The sequence below is a fragment of the Parabacteroides sp. genome (genome assembly GCF_977054455.1).
Window position 1 is genome coordinate 30,306 of record NZ_CDRTCT010000002.1, and the last position, 16,538, is coordinate 46,843.

Sequence of the window (16,538 nt, forward strand, 5' to 3'; positions counted from 1 at the left end):
GTAAAACGAATTCCGGATTACAATCCGATTTCAATACCAAATGTTACTGATTTCAAGTTAGGCAATGCCCAAGTAGCTACACCTTTAACCGGTTGTTCAGGATCAATATTCTTATAAGCAGCCCATGTCAACAGGTTATTACCGGATGCAAAGATTCTGACATTTCTCATTCCGGCAGCCTGCATCCATTTTGAAGGCAAATTATAAGATAATGTCACGGTTTTCAGACGAAGATGATTGGAGCTTTTCATATGGCGGGAACTTCCGTAACGAGCATATTGGTAGCTATTGATACGTCTCGGGACATCTGTGATATCGCCAGGCTTCTGCCATCTGTCCAACTGCTGGATACCGATGGATTGATATGCTGTTTCACCATCCGTATCAGTGTACAGCAACGCAGGATCATCCATGATATGACCACCTAAAGAGAATGAAAATAAAGCATTTAAATCCAATCCTTTCCAAGAAAGAGTATTTCTCCATCCCCCGGTTATTTTAGGGTCCGGTTTTCCAACGATAACACGTTGAGCCTGTGACGGGTCTTTAGTCAATTCACGATTGATTGTTCCATCTTCATTCTCTGTGTTCAATACCCATTGCTCTTCACCTGTTTGCGGATCGACGCCGGCCCATTCACGACTCCACCAGGAATAATAAGATTCACCTTCTCTTAAAATAGTAGTTCCGTCAATGATGTCTTTTCCTCCATACAGTTTGCTGACCTTATTTTTATTGTGAGACAAAACAATACCGGTAGACCATTTTAAAGCAGTTTCGTTGAATACGTCATAGTTTACATCCAATTCTATACCGCGGTTATTCATGGCACCCACATTTTTCAATGTGTTATTGAAACCAGTGGTCATAGATACCGGAACATCCTGCAGCAAGTCTTTTGTTTCACGATTATAGAAATCGAATGCGACGCTTAAACGACCGAACAGTCTGGCATCAAAACCGATGTTGAAGTTTTCATTCTTTTCCCATCCCAAATCAGGGTTAGGGATAGTCGTAGGAGCAGATCCCGGTTGATCCTGATAGTTATAACCATAACCGAATAGGCTTAAATGGGAATAAAATTTGGAAGGCAAAGTACCATTTATACCGTATGAAACTCTCAGCTTTAAATCATCGACATAGGTCAAATCCTTCATGAAAGCTTCCTGGCTCAATCTCCAAGCCCCTGAAACAGACCAGAAGTTACCCCAACGTTTGTTTGCTCCTAATCTCGAACTACCGTCACGACGATAATTTGCTGAAATATAATACTTGTTATCGTAGTCATAGTTGATACGGGAGAGCAAAGACAACAGGTGGTCTTCCTTATATCCGGACGCTGCCGTCATCGGTTCCGAAGTGTTCTCCAGCTCCGGCAGTTTATCGTGCGGATAGTTAGCTCCGACAGCCTGGACATATTGTTCTTTTCTATCATCGACATCCCAACCGACCAAAACATCCAAATTATGTTTGTCGGCAAATGTATTGGTATAATTCAATACTGTTGATGAATAGATATTGTGATGCTGATACGGATATTTGATCATCAAACCTTTGTAAGCCTCACCGTTATTTGAATTCATCGGCCAATAAGTCGTAGACTGGTTGTCGATAAAGTCATAACTTATTGTTTCCTTGATTGTCAGACCTTCGATTATTTTATAAGAAGCCCACAGGGAGTTGGTGCTTCTCAATACTTCCGAAGTGTTTTTATCCAACCCCTGGTCTTTTAATGGGTTAGGCACATTTAACTGGGCCAATGGGAAACCGTCGTAAAACGATCCATCTTCATTATAGATAGGAATGTTAGGAATGGCATACCAGTTTTTAACGAAATAGGCATTGGCATAAGCTGTACCTTCCGAAGCCATTTCTGATTTTTGTTTTGAGAATGAGATGTTTGCTCCCATCTGCATCTTCCCATCTTTTGATCTGTGGGTAACGTTAGCTCTACCGGTAAAGCCTTCCATACCGGTCGTATTGATCATACCGTCTTCTGTTTTGTAGTTTAATGAAGCAAAGAAACTGGTCTGCTCGCTACCTCCTTGTGCCGAAAATTCATAATTCTGGTTGAATGCCGTTTTCTTGAACAATGCATCTTCCCAGTTTGAATAGTGATCTCTCAGAGGGGCGAAAGTATCTGCACCATCCTGCGCATAAGCTCTTGCTTCCTCATCTGACATATCCTTGTACAGGATACCTTCATTGTAATAAGCTTCATAGGTAAGTTCATGTTGCTGTTCCCCGGAAACAGTTTCTCTGTTTTTAACAGCCCAGTCGGAAAAGCCCCAGTTTGCTTTAAAATTGATTTGGGTCTTACCTTCCTTACCTCTTTTCGTCGTAATAAGGATTACACCATTTGCTGCACGTGAACCGTACAAGGAAGCAGCTGCCGCATCTTTCAAAACCGTAATGTTTTCGATATCGCTCGGATTGATTGAAGACATAATATTGAATGCTTTTGAATCATTGCTTACTCCAGATACGGCAATATCACCGGAAACAACGGGTACTCCGTCAATTACATAGAGAGGTTCATTTGTGGCGTTCATGGAACCTGTACCACGAATACGAATACTTAAACCTGCACCTGGCTGTCCACTGCTCGAATTTACGGTCAGACCTGTTGTTGCGCCTTGCAAGGCTTGCTCAAAAGATGTAACAGGTACATCTTTTAATATTTTCTCTGTATTAACAGATGAGGCTGCTCCGGTAAATGATGATTTTTTAGCAGTACCATAAGCGACAACCATAACTTCGTCAAGCATTTGATTGTCTGATGCCAACAAGACATGTAACGTCGGTTTCACCCCGACTTCCTGGGACTTCATACCTACAAAAGAAACAATCAGAGTCTTTGCAGAACTTGGTACATCTGCAATATCTTGGTTGTTAATAGGTTAATTATTTATGTAGTCTAAACTATTATCTATTTATAAGAAATTACGCATCGAATATGATTCATATAGATATATTTGATATTCAGAGTTTTAATATATATACTCTAAATAATGGTTCCTTCAAAGATAATCGTAAATAGGACTACTGTTCTACCAGTTTTATCCTGATTCTTTAGCGGTACAATTGGTCTATTATTATAGAAACTTATTATTGATTGCGAAAACAACTGTCATATTATCATGCTTTGCTTAAAGCAAACTTTTTGTTATTTCTTACTTATTGTACGATTTTCCAAAATACCCGTTGGTCTGGATCGAAACAGTAGCGCATGAAATTTGATTTTATACCCCATATATTTCAAATTTCCCGCAAGGGTAATATTTTTTAAGAAACAAGATATTTGGCAAGAGTCTGAATGTTAACAATATATGGATATCCGCCTTTTTGGGAGGGGTTCTTGTATTTTTTATCATATATAAATCCGTTTAGAACAGGTTCATTTCTTGGAAGTGAATGATGATTTACCGGTGTGTTTCATGTTTGTGATTATAGTGTCGATACCTTAGGGCTGTGCTCTGGGCTATGTCCTGTCGGGTAGCCTTAAGGCGAGGCTTTCCTCATACCGCAGGCTCTCTTTTGCGGCACAAGGCGTAGTCTTGTTTTAGGGCTTAAAGAAGAGGATTGTTTTGATTTGACTTTTTGATAGCCGGAAAAAGATAACTGATTTGTCTAACTTCTACCAAGATCGGAGTGTATTGCAATATCATACCATAATATTTATCAGTTTTTGATTATTTTCTACCCTTGTAGACCTGAGCTCTTTTTTGACCCCTCAGAATCGCCCAAAAACGATGCTTGGGCGAGAGGTTAAAAATAGATAATTTTAAAGGAGGCGGAATTAAGAGGAATGTCATGAGAATTCAATCCAAAATATCCATTTTGCATGATCTTTTGTTAATTATCATCCCCATTTTTGTAAAATCCTATTAGTTTTTAGTTGTTATAATAAATTTATTATTACATTTGCCCTCTCTTAGGAATATTTATACATTACATGATGTGTAAAAAAACAGATAGTGCAAATTAGTTATTTATAAGTTAAACAAAAAAAGTGTGTCTATGAAAAGGTTAACTTTCCTTTTATTCTGCCTATTATTAGGTATTGGGATGGCCAACGCTCAGACGACGAAAGTAACAGGTACTGTTATTTCGGCGGAAGACAACGAGCCCATCATTGGTGCATCTATAGTTGTTAAAGGTACGACTATAGGTACGGTAACAGATTTTAACGGTACATTTTCTCTGGATGTACCAAGTTCTGCAAAGACTCTGGTAGTTTCCTTCGTGGGTATGAAGGCCCAGGAAATCGGAGTGAAACCGAATTTGAAAATTACTTTGGAATCTGATAATCAGATGCTTGATGAAGTAATGGTTGTCGCTTATGGAACTGCGAAAAAAAGTTCTTTTACTGGATCGGCCTCTACGATTAGTAATGAAAAGTTAGAACTTCGCCCTATCACGAACTTAACGAAAGGATTGGAAGGACAGGCTACAGGTTTGTTAACAACTTCCGGATCCGGACAGCCTGGCGAAGATGCTTCCATTGTGATCCGCGGTTACGGTTCAATTAACGCATCACAAGACCCACTGTACGTTGTCGATGGCATTCCGTTCGATGGATCTTTAAGCTCTATCAATCCGTCTGACATTGAGTCCATGACTGTATTGAAAGACGCTTCCGCCGGTGCTTTGTATGGTGCACGTGGTGCAAATGGTGTCGTCATGATCACGACCAAACAGGGTAGAGAAGGGAAAGCCCAGGTTACATGGCGCTCTACCGTAGGATGGGCTTCACGTGCCATCCAACCGTATGATATGGTTGATCAGAAAGAATTCGTCCAATTGACTTATGAAGCTCTTCGTAACGGTTATGCATTCAACTCCGGTTATTCATGGGAACAAGCACAACAGATGGCAAGAGCCGGTTTAAGTGCCAATTTAGGCGGTGAATTATACAACCCGTTTAAGAACTATACTTGGGACAATTTGATCAATCCTGAAACCGGAATGGTACAGGCTGATGCAGCCTCAGCTTGGGATGAACGATGGATGGACGCTGTTCAGCGTGATAATGCATTCAGACAAGAACACCAGTTATCCGTAAACGGAGGTTCTGACAAAACGAAGTATATGTTTTCACTCGGATATTTGAATGAAGATGGTATTCTTATCAATACGGGCTTTCAACGTTATAATGCCCGCGTAAACGTTAATTCAAATGTAACGGATTGGTTCAAAGCCAATGTTAACGCCTCTTTATCGAACTCTGTGCAGGATTATAGCGACTACGATGGTTCTTCGACATCAAATGTATGGTATTCGGCTCAATTCGTTTCACCGTTATTCCCTGTTTATGTAAAGGGTTTGGATGGAAAGAATGTGTTGGGTGAAAATGGCAAGCCTCAGTTGGATTATGGTGAGAACGGACGTCCGGGAAGTTATACGGATTACAACCCTGTTGGCGGTTTGACTGACGACAAATCAAACAAAAAAAATGACGTGGCAAGTCTTCGTACAGGTATGACTTTTGGTTCGGACAAGGATAATTTCGGTATTTTCAAGGGGATCAAACTGAATATTAATTTCGGTCTTGACTATCGTAACCAGTCACGAATGAGCTACATGAATATGTATCACGGTAACCAGGCTACAGCCGGCGGTTTGCTGACAAAATACAACACGCGCATGCAGAGTTATACGTTCAATCAATTACTGTCATGGGATCGTTCTTTCGGATTACATTCTTTTGATGTTTTGGTCGGACACGAATTTTATGCTTACAGCTATGAATACCTTAAAGCCGGAAAGACAAACTTAGTCGATGGTATCCTTGAATTGCGTCCGGGAACGACTTTGTATGCAGCCGACTCTTATACCGATAATTATCGCATTGAATCCTGGTTGGGACGTTTCAACTACAACTATGATGAGAAATATTATTTCTCCGCTTCATTGCGTACGGATGGTTCTTCCCGTTTCCATAAAGATCATCGTTGGGGAACATTCTGGTCTGTAGGTGGTAACTGGCGTATTTCCAAGGAAGCGTTTATGGAAGATGTTGATTGGGTCGACAACTTGTCTTTAAAGTTGAGCTATGGTCAACAAGGTAACGACAATATCCTGAATTCGGATCAGACAAGCAATTATTACTTATGGCAGAGCCTGTACGATTTGGGATGGCCGAATGCAAATCAGATCGGAGGCTTGGTGACTTCATTGGAAAACCAAAAAGTGTCTTGGGAAAAAAATGGTAATTTGAATGTCGGCATCGAAGCGACATTACTGGGAAGCCGTTTATCTGTCAACGCTGAATATTATAACCGCAAGACAGTCGATATGCTGTTAAGTTATCCGATGGCCACTTCTACCGGATTCAACGGCTACAATGCCAATGTCGGAGACATGAGAAACTCAGGTTTCGAATTTGAGGTAAGAGGTACTGCTATCAAAACGGACGATTTCGTCTGGAATATAAGCTTGATGGGATCGACTGTAAAAAATAAGGTACTGAAACTGACAAGCACTGCACCTGAAATCATTAAAGGTGTTTACAGTATTAAAGAGGATATGCCTATCAATACGTTCTATATGGCAAAATCAGCCGGGGTAGACCCTGCCACAGGAGCTCAACTCTATTGGGTGTACGACAAGGATGAAAACGGAAACATCATTAACGAACGTATCAGCGACGACTACTCAAAAGCATCGACCAGTAAGTATTATCAGGGCAACCGTATTCCGGATCTTTACGGAAGTATCGGAACCGACTTTTCTTACAAAGGCATCGACTTGTCAGTCCTGACTTCGTATTCAATTGGCGGTAAGATTTATGACGGCCTGTATATGGGTGCCATGAATGCCCAATATGCAACAAACACATGGAATAAACATCAGTTACGCCGTTGGCAGAAGCCAGGTGATATAACGGATGTTCCTCGCGTGGAAATCAATGGTTCTTATACAACGACAGATCGTTTCTTGATCAATGCATCTTATTTTGCAATCAAAAATATCACATTAGGTTATTCCTTGCCTAAAGACTGGATGAGAAAGGCAAAGCTGGGAAATGTCCGCGTCTTCGGTTCCATTGATAACCTGGCGTTATTTTCCCATTTGAAAGGTATGGACCCTCAATATAATTTTAAGGGTGAAACCGATTATTCATACGCACCAAACAAAACATATTCTTTTGGTGTAGAAATTAATTTCTAAAGTAGAATCATTATTTTATAAGAAACAAGATGAAAAAGATATTCAAATATATGATTGTCGGTCTGGTGGCTTGTACGACTCTGTCGTCCTGCTTAGAGAGTTCTCTTGACACCAATCCGACCGATTCAATGTCCGGAAGCGGACTGCTGGCTAATGCAAACGCAGCTTTGGTACCACTGAACGGTCTTTATCGCTCCATGTATTCGGCATGGTCTCCGACAGGCAATACACATCAATGCTTCGGTATCAGCGCCTACAACCTGATGGCCGACGTAATGGGCGAAGACATGATTATGTCTGCATCAGGTAGCGGTTGGTTCTGGTACGATTGCTTGTATAACGTAAAAAGTAGATATACCACTACCACTTGGCGCTCATACGATTTATGGAATTGCTATTACACTTGGATCTCCAATGCAAACTATATCCTTGCGGCTGAAGAAACGATGGCCGGTACGGAAACGGAAGTAAACTACATCATGGGACAAGCTTACGCAATACGCGCTTATTCCTATTTCATGTTGGCACAGAGTTTCGCCCGGACCTATAAAGGCCATGAGTCCGAACCCTGTTGCCCGTTATACACCGAGCCGACAGTCGCCGGTACGGAAGGCAAACCGCGTTCCACGGTACAAGAGACATACGACCAGATCGTAAGTGATATCAGCAAAGCGGTCGAACGGTTAAACGGCACGACGCGCAAACATATTTCGCATATCGACCATGCCACGGCATTAGGTTTGCAAGCACGTATCGCATTAGTGATGGAAGACTGGGCGACTGCCAAAAAAGCGTCAGAAGATGCAATTGCCGCAAGTAATTGCACGATTGCTAAAGTTTCAGAATTCAAAGGCTTGAACAACGTAAGCGCACCTAACGTCATGTGGGGAGCTGAAATCATATCCGACCAGAGCGGTATGTATGCAAGTTTGTTCTCACACATGGATGCTACAGCCGATAAATATGGAGCAACAGCTCGTAAACAGATCAACAAAGACCTATATGGAAAAATAGGCACGGAAGACGATCGTTTGGCATGGTGGAATCCCAAAGATGCCAACAATAAAGAGGGTGGCTATCAACAGGAAAAATTCAAATTTTCCGATATCCAGACTTGGATGGGAGACTATGTATGGATGCGTATAGAAGAAATGTATCTGATTGCAGCAGAAGCTGAATGCCGCTTAGGAAATGACGCCGGCGCACGCGAATACTTAATGGATTTGATGAGCAAACGTGACGCGTCTTACAGTTGCGCCCAAAAATCCGGTACGTCCATGGGAAAATTGACCACTGATTATACAGGTTCATTATTGGAAGAAATCATTATACAACGCCGAATTGAACTTTGGGGTGAAGCCGGACGTATTTATGATATTCGCCGTTTGAAACAAGGATTCAAACGAACTGCAGAGATGGGTTGGCCGACCGACGCTTTGCTTGTCAATCGCAACGCAAATGATCCGGAAAGCTACATGTGGGTATTGACAATTCCACAGACAGAGTTTGATGGAAATGTTAATATGGATCCGGAAAAAGATCAAAATCCGGTAGGTGATACTAAATAAATTCTATCCACAGATAAAAAGATTAAAGCGATGAAATATATCTCAAAAATTTCAACATTAATAGCTCTTCTTCTGACTACACTAAGTTTCACGGCTTGTGACAGTGAACAAGAATGTGCTATCTATAAAGAAGCAACAAATGGAGCTACTTTCATAAACGCTTCTTTAGCAAATATTACAGTTTCGCCATCTGATCCGACTTTCACGGTAGATGTCGTTCGCGCAAAAGCTGATAGCGAATTAAGCGGGGCAGTTACATTGACAGCAACAATCGGTAAAGAACCATTGGCCGGCTGTACCGTCTCCGGTTATACCTTTGCTGCGGGTGAAAATATCACTAAAATCACTGTAAACGTTTCTCCTTTGGAAATTGGCAAGGAATTGAATGTCACACTGACATTGGATAATACAGAAGAACCTCTTAGTGGCAGTAATACGATCTCGGTGACAGTGAACAAAGATTACAATTGGGTATCTTTGGGTACAGGTACATTTGCAGATGTTTTGGCTTTCACTGAAAAGCCTTATAATGTGGAAATTCAAAAAGCGGACGGTTTCGACCGTTATCGCGTAATGAAACCGTATGAACAAGGCTTGAAGAATGATGACGGCCAATGGGGAAATGCTGTAGCCGCAACTTCATGTGACTATATCGAATTCTGGATTAAGGATGGCATTATTTATTATAATAAGTTCTTCATCGGAATCAACTATGACGGGAGCGCTTCAAATGCAATCTATGCACATCATCCAAGTGATTTTGACGGAATCACCTTAGCAAATAATAAACAGCTTGATGACAAGACATTCCAATTAGCTCCTTATTACTATATTGAAGCCTTACAAGGAGGTTTTGACTATACAGGAGAAGGAGGTTCCATCCTTATTACTCTTCCATAAAGAAGAAATTGCCCATTAACAATAGAGGCTGGTTCTAAAGAATAGGACTCAGCCTCTATTTTTTTGTCCGGTCTTATTATTGGGCAAACCCGACGTCCGTCCCCTTATCTTCTTTCGCCTTAATGGCCAGGACCCGGCCTTTCACTTTTACCTCTCCGGTTATAAATTCCGGAATATTGAAGGATTTCATAAAGGCCTGATAGAAACCGGCATCTTTCTGAGGCAACAGGAACGGTTTGCCGACTTTGCCATCTTCGCCTACATAAGCAATATACGGACGCGTATATAAACCGTCTATCCGCCGACTGCTAAAAACAAACCAACGACTGTTGCTGCTCCAGGAATGATAGCTTTCCACATCGTCACTATTCACTTCCGCCAACGGACGGCTCGTACCTGTCTGAAGGTCCGCCATGTATAAATCCGCATCTTTATGCCAGATTGAAAAGTTTCCATAACCGGATAGCGTATATAAAAGGTAACGTCCGTCAGGCGAAACGCGCGGGAAAGAAGCACTCATTCCGCCGCTCTTCGCATTATAAAGCGTATCGACCTGTGTCCCGAAAGCACGTGTCTTCGGATCAAAGGAGACAGAACATAAGTTATATTTGACTTCCGAATATTCTTGCGGAATCGGCCGTGCCTCCGCAGTACAGAAATAAAGTGTCTTTCCGTCGGGAGAGAAAGTCGGAAATGTTTCAAAAGCATCTTTCGAGAAAATATTCGAGGCCGTTACAATCTCGTGTTTTTCCACATCGTACACCACAACATCGGAAGCCTCGTCATATACCTCCACCCTATTCTTGTCATTCAGATGAAATGCCTGCTTGGTCGTATTCACGGAGAAAGCCACATATTTGCCCGAAGGATGCCAAGATGGATAGACCAAAGAAGAAATCGTTTTCTTCGTTTTGGTATTCAGCTTTTCAATCTTGTCGCCATCGACCAAAATCGTTCCCGGAAAAGTTTCACGCATATGGAACAGCATCTTATCCGGATTCTGCATGCAAAACGAATGGCAATTCACACAATTGTTTCCACTCATCTTATTTTCAATAATGGGAGTTTGCGTATGGCTCTCCAAATCCCGCTGATAAATGCCCATCTTGTTCCATAACTCATATCCGGGATCGATCAGGCGATAAGCCAAATAAGAGTCTACTGTTTCCGGAGCTACCTGAATTGAAAATGGGGCATACGCCATCCACTCGCCTCCTCGCCTTGCCTGGACCGTCACTTGAATAGATTTCCCGGTAGCGGCATCCAACATTTTTTTCCATTTCGTATCCGGAATAACGAAGCCTCGCTTTCCACCTTTCACAACAAAGCGTTGTTCTCCAGACGAAAAAACCGCCCGTGTCTCATCGGCAGAGTCTTTCAAAGCGAAATTCAACGGAGCGATATTAGGCGGTATGACCACACCGGCATAATCCGGAAAAATATTCGGCATATGTTCTGCCGTCCAACTCATTTTCACCGAGTCGGAACAGGACAACAAAGCTGCCAGCATACATAAATATAGATTCTTTCTTTCCATGTTCTTACGCATCATTTAAACATAAAATAAAACCAGTAGGTGTTTCCGTACGACCGGTTCAATAATCCAGCTATGGCACTGTTATTACGGTTCGCAAGCACCTGTTTTTTATAATCGGCAAAGCGGGCTACAGTCGTTTCGGAGATATTGAAACGTTTCCAATAATCCGGTTCTTTCTCAGACATCACAATGACGGCTTCCTGGAAATGCACGGGCAATGCGGGCAAAAACTCCGTTCCGTAATATTTCTCCATCAAGCCTTTAAGCCCTTCCAGGTCTTTGGCCAACAAATACATAGCACCCAAATATTGCAATGCGGCAGAATTGGCCGGTCCCTTTTCCAGGAAAAGCTCCAGGTCTCCCGCCAATCCATCGATCATTGCCAATGAATTCCGGTCCGGCAACATCCGCCTGCGGGTTCCCAATACGGAATCGTTTTCGACAGCATCGTCGTTATAAAGAAATTTGCGCTGTGATTGAGCCCAATCCCGGTATGCATACGTCTTCTCAAGTATCGAGATATATTTTTCGGCTATGGGATACGTGCCGTAAATCAGATTCGTCTGCACCAGCCTTTTCAACATACGCGGATTACCATCCTCCATAGCACTCACATAACCTTCAAAAGCCATTTCCTGCGATGAAGCGGTTGCTCCCATCGTAAAATAGATATCACTGAGCATGCAAGAGATATTTTCCGATTTATTCCATTGTACAAGCAATCCCTGAGGTCCCCGCTGGTCGAAGCAGAACATTCTATCCGAAAGTTCCCCCTTATTGGCCAATGCCATATTCAGATGGCACATATATAAGAAGTTAGTCAGTTTCCCTTTACACTCTTCTATCGTCTTGTCCCATTGTTCCGTACGGGCAAAATAATCCAGTTTTTTCAACTTCAACGTTTTAGCATCGCTATACTTGGGAATCCCCCACCACAAGACGGCACCGATCACTGCCAACTGAGCGATACAACTGATACCCGCCCGCCACTTCTTCCCGGACAAACTATTTTTATTCCGGAAAAAGAAAGCGACGAGAAAAACCAGAGGCAGGCAAATCCAAGAATAATAAATGATTTCTTTAGGATGGAGCGTATAATGATAATACAGATCCGGCCCGAAAACCCACCGGTATTCACCCATCAAAGAGAAATAAACCGTTCCGACACCCAATAGGATAACTTCCGCAATCCCGATCAACGAGATATACCATTTAGGAGTCTTTTGCAACCCTTCGGACAGGCAAACCATTCCGGCGAACAAGACGGCAATCGATCCTGCCAGCCAGAACAAAACCGGAACCAGCACACAGCCTGCAACCAAACGGAAAAGATCATTCCGTATCCGCATATACCCGCAGAGCGAAGCCGTCATCATCAGATAGCAAACAGTACCCTGCACCCGGTAATTGAAATCAAAATGCATGAACAATAAAGCCAACATCGGCAGCACATAGAGGATAAAAAGCCCCGAAGCAGGCGCGATCCGTTTCACAATGCCAGCCGTACAAATCCCGACACCTGTCAATAAGGCCGCAGTGACCAACGCCCCGACATAGGGCCGGATAAAAAACTGCACCAGGAATTCCGCCACCAACATGGAAAAGCCACCCGGAAGAACCAGTTTATCCATTATATACGACTCGGAGAACAGAAACAGCTGGCTCTGTTCTATATAATAAAAGTGATACTCGAAACTCATTTGCAAAAAAGCGAACAAAGCTCCGAAAACGATCAACCAAAAGGCTACAAGTTTGTATTTCATCAGACAAATCCTTAAGCGTGTTTAACCAATTCAAAACGTTTATCCACACAAGCCGGCAATTCATGCGGATAGTGCGTGACATAGATCAGCGTCTTCCCCGGACGCGAACAGAACTGCTCGATAATGGCAGCCGCCTTTTTCTTATTACTCACATCCAGACCGTGCAACGGTTCATCCAGGATAATCAGATCCGGATCTTTGACAAACGCACGCGCCAAAAGCGCCAACCGCTGTTCGCCGGAAGAAAGCGTAAGGAAAGAACGGTCTTTCAACTCTCCGATACCGAATACACGCATCCAGGCCAAAGCTACCTGTTGCTGCTGTTCCGTACATTTCCTAAACAGCCCGATCGAGTCAAAAAAGCCGGAACCGACGATATTCAATACCGGCACATTCTCCATATAGAAGAGATGCATCTCAGGGGAAACATATCCGATGCGTTTCTTTATATCCCAGATACTTTCTCCCGAACCACGCTTCCGGTCAAAAAGATAAAGCGTGTTGGCATACGATTGCGGATTATCGGCATAAATCAAACTCAACAAAGTCGATTTGCCGGCCCCGTTCGGACCGAACAACGCCCATTTCTCCCCGTTTTTCACCTCCCAATCCAGCTCCTTCAGGATCGTACGGCTACCGTATTTGATCGAAACGTGTTCCATCCTGAAAGTAACAAGATGGGCGGAAGGTTCTTTCCGCTCCTCAACCGGAAGGGAAAAGGATCCGCTCCGAACGGGATCATCCTTTCCCTCAGACGGGAACAAATCGGCTATCAACCCCGTATCCTTCAGAAATTCATTGCGGCTGCAAACCGGAAGGCATCTGCGCTGCTTGACCGGCAAGACATGCGTAATCATCTCAGGTATATCGTCCGGATTGGAAAGCAATAAGACCACCTGCACGCCTTTCAACTTTGCCATTTGCTGCAACATCTCCACCAGGACCCCTCTCGAAGGAGCATCCAGCCCGATAAACGGATTATCCAATATCAAGACACGGGGACGCTTCAACAACGTACGGACAATCAAGAACTTCCTCAATTCGCCACTGGAAAGGAAGATCAGTTTCTTCGGCAAAAACTCTTCTATGCCGAACAAAGATAACACTTTATGATAATCTTCCGACCCCGCATCTTCATTTAATATATCTTCTATTGTAGGGACTTCGTCCGTTTCAGTCGAATGCCAACGTTGCTGATAATAAGAATTACGGCAATCGGCCAAGGAGTAAATATCTTTAAACGCAATACTTTTCACCAGGGTACCGACATTCCCCTCGTATCCGAAAGCAACTTCGCCTTCCTTCAATGCAAATTTACGCTGCATGACGTCGGCAATCAACGTTTTGCCTGCACCGTTCGGCCCCATGACAGCCCATTGTTGTCCCTCTTCTATTATCCAGTTAAGAGGTTCTTCAAAACGCAGTTCCGGCAAGCGGGTCACGACGTTCCGAATATTCACCATTATTTTCCTATTTTCCATCGCCTTTTTATTACACGAAGCAAAGGTAACAGAAAAGGGGAAACTCTCCCAAGCTCCCCCTTCTATTTTGTACAGGTATATTGTTATATATTCCTTCGCAAATTAGTTACCAAAAACAGACCTGTACAATACCCCAACGTTCGTTTCAGAAATACACTTAAACTATTTACTCCACAAATATAGTAAATAATTTCACTTATTATCATTTAAAGACTTAAATTTGTTGCAAAACATAATATTTACAACAAATTTGGTAACATATTAAAAGACGCGTGTACCTTTTCCCAAATGAATATCCGAAGCCTGCGTTATAATCACCTGCTTAACCCCGGCATCGATCGCCTGAAACGAATTTTCGAGCTTAGGGATCATTCCTCCTTGAATCACACCTGCTTCCACATACTGCTTGAAAGCCGTACGGTCTATTTCGGGAATCACACTTTCATCATCGTTCTCATCCCTCAAAACCCCTTTCTTTTCAAAACAGAACATCAAAGTCACTTCAAAATGTTTCGCCAAAGCTTTAGCGGCTTCTCCTGCAATCGTATCGGCGTTGGTATTCAACATATGTCCTTGTTTGTCATGTGTAAGGGGAGCCAATACCGGAACAATACCCTGATGAATCAGGGATGCCAGCAGATCCGCATTCACTTCTTTCACATCCCCGACAAAACCGTAGTCAACCTCTCCTACCGGACGTTTGTCCGACCGCATCAGATTCATATCCGCTCCGGTCAACCCCAACGCATTTATACCTAAAGCCTGGAGGCCGGCGACAATATTCTTATTGACCAGTCCTCCATAAACCATTGTAACCACTCTCAACATGTCAACATCCGTAATCCGGCGACCGCCCACCATCTTACTCTCGATACCCAATTGTGCAGCCAGTTTCGTAGCGGAACGTCCGCCCCCATGAACCAGCACTTTATATCCTTCCACCTGCGAGAAGTCATTCAGCAGATTGCGGAGCGTTTCTTCTTCTTCCACAATCTTTCCTCCCACCTTAATCAGCGTAAGCTTTTCCATTCCTATAAATTATTTTAAAATTTTTGAGCCAAAGGTACTAAAAAATAAAAGATTTATATACTTTTGCACCATCCAACGCGGTAGTAGCTCAGTTGGTAGAGCATCAGCTTCCCAAGCTGAGGGTCACGAGTTCGAGCCTCGCCTACCGCTCCAAAGAAAACGCTCTCTGATTATCAAACAATTAAATTGATAGTCGAGAGCGTTTTTTCTTTCTCAAGAAAATTTATTTTCATCTATTCTCATTTACTCCTATTCATTTTACACATGAGGGTTTGAATCACGTCGACGAAGAAATCCTACCAAATTGTTCTATAATTTTCATATAAGCTGTAAGGATGAGATACGCCGGCTGATATCTTTCAGAGCCATATCGAGCGTTTCCAACTCCTTATCAGTAAATCGACAAACTTTCCCGTGTATTTTATTCCCGTTTAAACGCTGGTAGAACCAAGAGGAAGATTTATTGAAGTAATCCTTTGACAACTTAGAGACAGACAGATAAGGCAATACTGGGTCCAGTCGTTCCCTGATCGTCAATTGCTCTTTGATTTCAGCTACTTCCTGATGAATATTGTCAAAGTCATTTTGTACACCAACAGCAAGCTGCTCCACTTCCTGATCAGTCATACTATCCATCAATTCGGTTATCTGCCGATCGATGGAGGAACGATCTGCTTCAGCACTCTGTTTCCACAGTTCCTTCAATTCAAAAAAACGATTCACTTTGTCCATCTTACCATAATTTTAAGTTTATACGAAAAAGGTAACTCCCCCTCTGGCCATGAGGGGGAGAACCTTTCTGGTCAATAATATTTTCCGAGTTCTTTTAGCTCTCGCTCCAATCGTCGGATTTCCTTATCAACCACCGCTTTCATGAATTTACTTCTCGAAGTCAGCTCATGATACTTGCGGAGATAGAATAACAGGTCTTTTTCAGCCTCTTCTATCCGGGCTTTTAACCCATCGTTACTATGCATAGAACGCTTGTCTTAAAGACATCACAAAGATAACAATAATATTATCAATAGCAAAGGATTTTGATAATAATATTATTAAGCATAAAAAACGCCTGAAATGTCAGGTCCGA

General features: G+C 42.6%; 10 protein-coding genes and 1 tRNA gene. 4 read left to right on the plus strand and 7 right to left on the minus strand.

The genetic code is table 11. The features are described from left to right. Positions 1-17: 17 nt before the first annotated feature. Positions 18-2,897 (minus strand): SusC/RagA family TonB-linked outer membrane protein, encoded by a 2,880-nt coding sequence (locus ACW6QF_RS01115; RefSeq protein WP_456086598.1) that lies wholly within the window; start codon positions 2,895-2,897, stop codon positions 18-20. 1,123 nt (positions 2,898-4,020) lie between these two features. On the opposite strand from ACW6QF_RS01115, the gene ACW6QF_RS01120 reads away from it, so the two are divergent. From ACW6QF_RS01120 to ACW6QF_RS01130, 3 genes are read left to right on the plus strand one after another with little or no spacing between them, the layout of a single operon-like run. Continuing rightward, complete coding sequence (locus tag ACW6QF_RS01120; protein ID WP_456086500.1) at positions 4,021-7,173, plus strand: SusC/RagA family TonB-linked outer membrane protein; 3,153 nt, start codon at positions 4,021-4,023, stop codon at positions 7,171-7,173. A gap of 29 nt (positions 7,174-7,202) precedes the next feature. After that, the gene (locus ACW6QF_RS01125) at positions 7,203-8,741 is read left to right on the plus strand and encodes a RagB/SusD family nutrient uptake outer membrane protein (protein WP_456086501.1); all 1,539 of its coding nucleotides are present in this window, start codon (positions 7,203-7,205) and stop codon (positions 8,739-8,741) included. Positions 8,742-8,771: 30 nt separating this feature from the next. After that, a complete protein-coding gene (locus ACW6QF_RS01130; RefSeq protein WP_456086502.1) occupies positions 8,772-9,641 on the plus strand; it encodes a hypothetical protein in 870 nt (289 codons plus the stop codon). Positions 9,642-9,717: 76 nt separating this feature from the next. Here the strand turns inward: ACW6QF_RS01130 and ACW6QF_RS01135 are convergent, their stop codons facing one another. From ACW6QF_RS01135 to argB, 4 genes are all read right to left on the minus strand, one after another. Next, positions 9,718-11,178: a TolB family protein gene (locus tag ACW6QF_RS01135; protein ID WP_456086503.1), complete on the minus strand. Its 1,461-nt coding sequence runs from the start codon at positions 11,176-11,178 to the stop codon at positions 9,718-9,720. Positions 11,179-11,189: 11 nt separating this feature from the next. Further along, entirely contained in the window at positions 11,190-12,941 is a 1,752-nt protein-coding gene (locus ACW6QF_RS01140) for a DUF6057 family protein (protein WP_456086504.1), read from the minus strand. A gap of 11 nt (positions 12,942-12,952) precedes the next feature. Then, positions 12,953-14,422, minus strand: a complete 1,470-nt coding sequence (locus ACW6QF_RS01145; protein WP_456086505.1) for an ATP-binding cassette domain-containing protein — start codon at positions 14,420-14,422, stop codon at positions 12,953-12,955. Positions 14,423-14,683: 261 nt separating this feature from the next. Continuing rightward, the gene (gene argB, locus ACW6QF_RS01150; protein ID WP_456086506.1) at positions 14,684-15,451 is read right to left on the minus strand and encodes an acetylglutamate kinase; all 768 of its coding nucleotides are present in this window, start codon (positions 15,449-15,451) and stop codon (positions 14,684-14,686) included. A 77-nt stretch (positions 15,452-15,528) separates the two neighbouring features. Here argB and ACW6QF_RS01155 point away from each other — a divergent pair. Continuing rightward, a tRNA-Gly gene (locus tag ACW6QF_RS01155) sits at positions 15,529-15,604 on the plus strand. Between the two features lie 165 nt (positions 15,605-15,769). Here the strand turns inward: ACW6QF_RS01155 and ACW6QF_RS01160 are convergent. Together ACW6QF_RS01160 and ACW6QF_RS01165 are read right to left on the minus strand one after the other, a co-directional pair. Beyond that, positions 15,770-16,183, minus strand: coding sequence for a DUF5053 domain-containing protein (locus ACW6QF_RS01160; protein WP_456086507.1), 414 nt, complete (start codon positions 16,181-16,183; stop codon positions 15,770-15,772). A gap of 71 nt (positions 16,184-16,254) precedes the next feature. Further along, entirely contained in the window at positions 16,255-16,428 is a 174-nt protein-coding gene (locus ACW6QF_RS01165) for a hypothetical protein (protein ID WP_456086508.1), read from the minus strand. Positions 16,429-16,538 lie beyond the last annotated feature (110 nt).

Excerpts from the sequence above, each read along its gene's own strand:
- ACW6QF_RS01120 (WP_456086500.1), top strand. The coding sequence starts at position 4,021 with ATGAAAAGGTTAACTTTCCTTTTATTCTGCCTATTATTAGGTATTGGG.
- ACW6QF_RS01125 (WP_456086501.1), top strand. The coding sequence starts at position 7,203 with ATGAAAAAGATATTCAAATATATGATTGTCGGTCTGGTGGCTTGTACG.
- ACW6QF_RS01130 (WP_456086502.1), top strand. The coding sequence starts at position 8,772 with ATGAAATATATCTCAAAAATTTCAACATTAATAGCTCTTCTTCTGACT.
- ACW6QF_RS01135 (WP_456086503.1), bottom strand. The coding sequence starts at position 11,178 with ATGGAAAGAAAGAATCTATATTTATGTATGCTGGCAGCTTTGTTGTCC.
- ACW6QF_RS01140 (WP_456086504.1), bottom strand. The coding sequence starts at position 12,941 with ATGAAATACAAACTTGTAGCCTTTTGGTTGATCGTTTTCGGAGCTTTG.
- ACW6QF_RS01145 (WP_456086505.1), bottom strand. The coding sequence starts at position 14,422 with ATGGAAAATAGGAAAATAATGGTGAATATTCGGAACGTCGTGACCCGC.
- argB (WP_456086506.1), bottom strand. The coding sequence starts at position 15,451 with ATGGAAAAGCTTACGCTGATTAAGGTGGGAGGAAAGATTGTGGAAGAA.
- ACW6QF_RS01160 (WP_456086507.1), bottom strand. The coding sequence starts at position 16,183 with ATGGACAAAGTGAATCGTTTTTTTGAATTGAAGGAACTGTGGAAACAG.
- ACW6QF_RS01165 (WP_456086508.1), bottom strand. The coding sequence starts at position 16,428 with ATGCATAGTAACGATGGGTTAAAAGCCCGGATAGAAGAGGCTGAAAAA.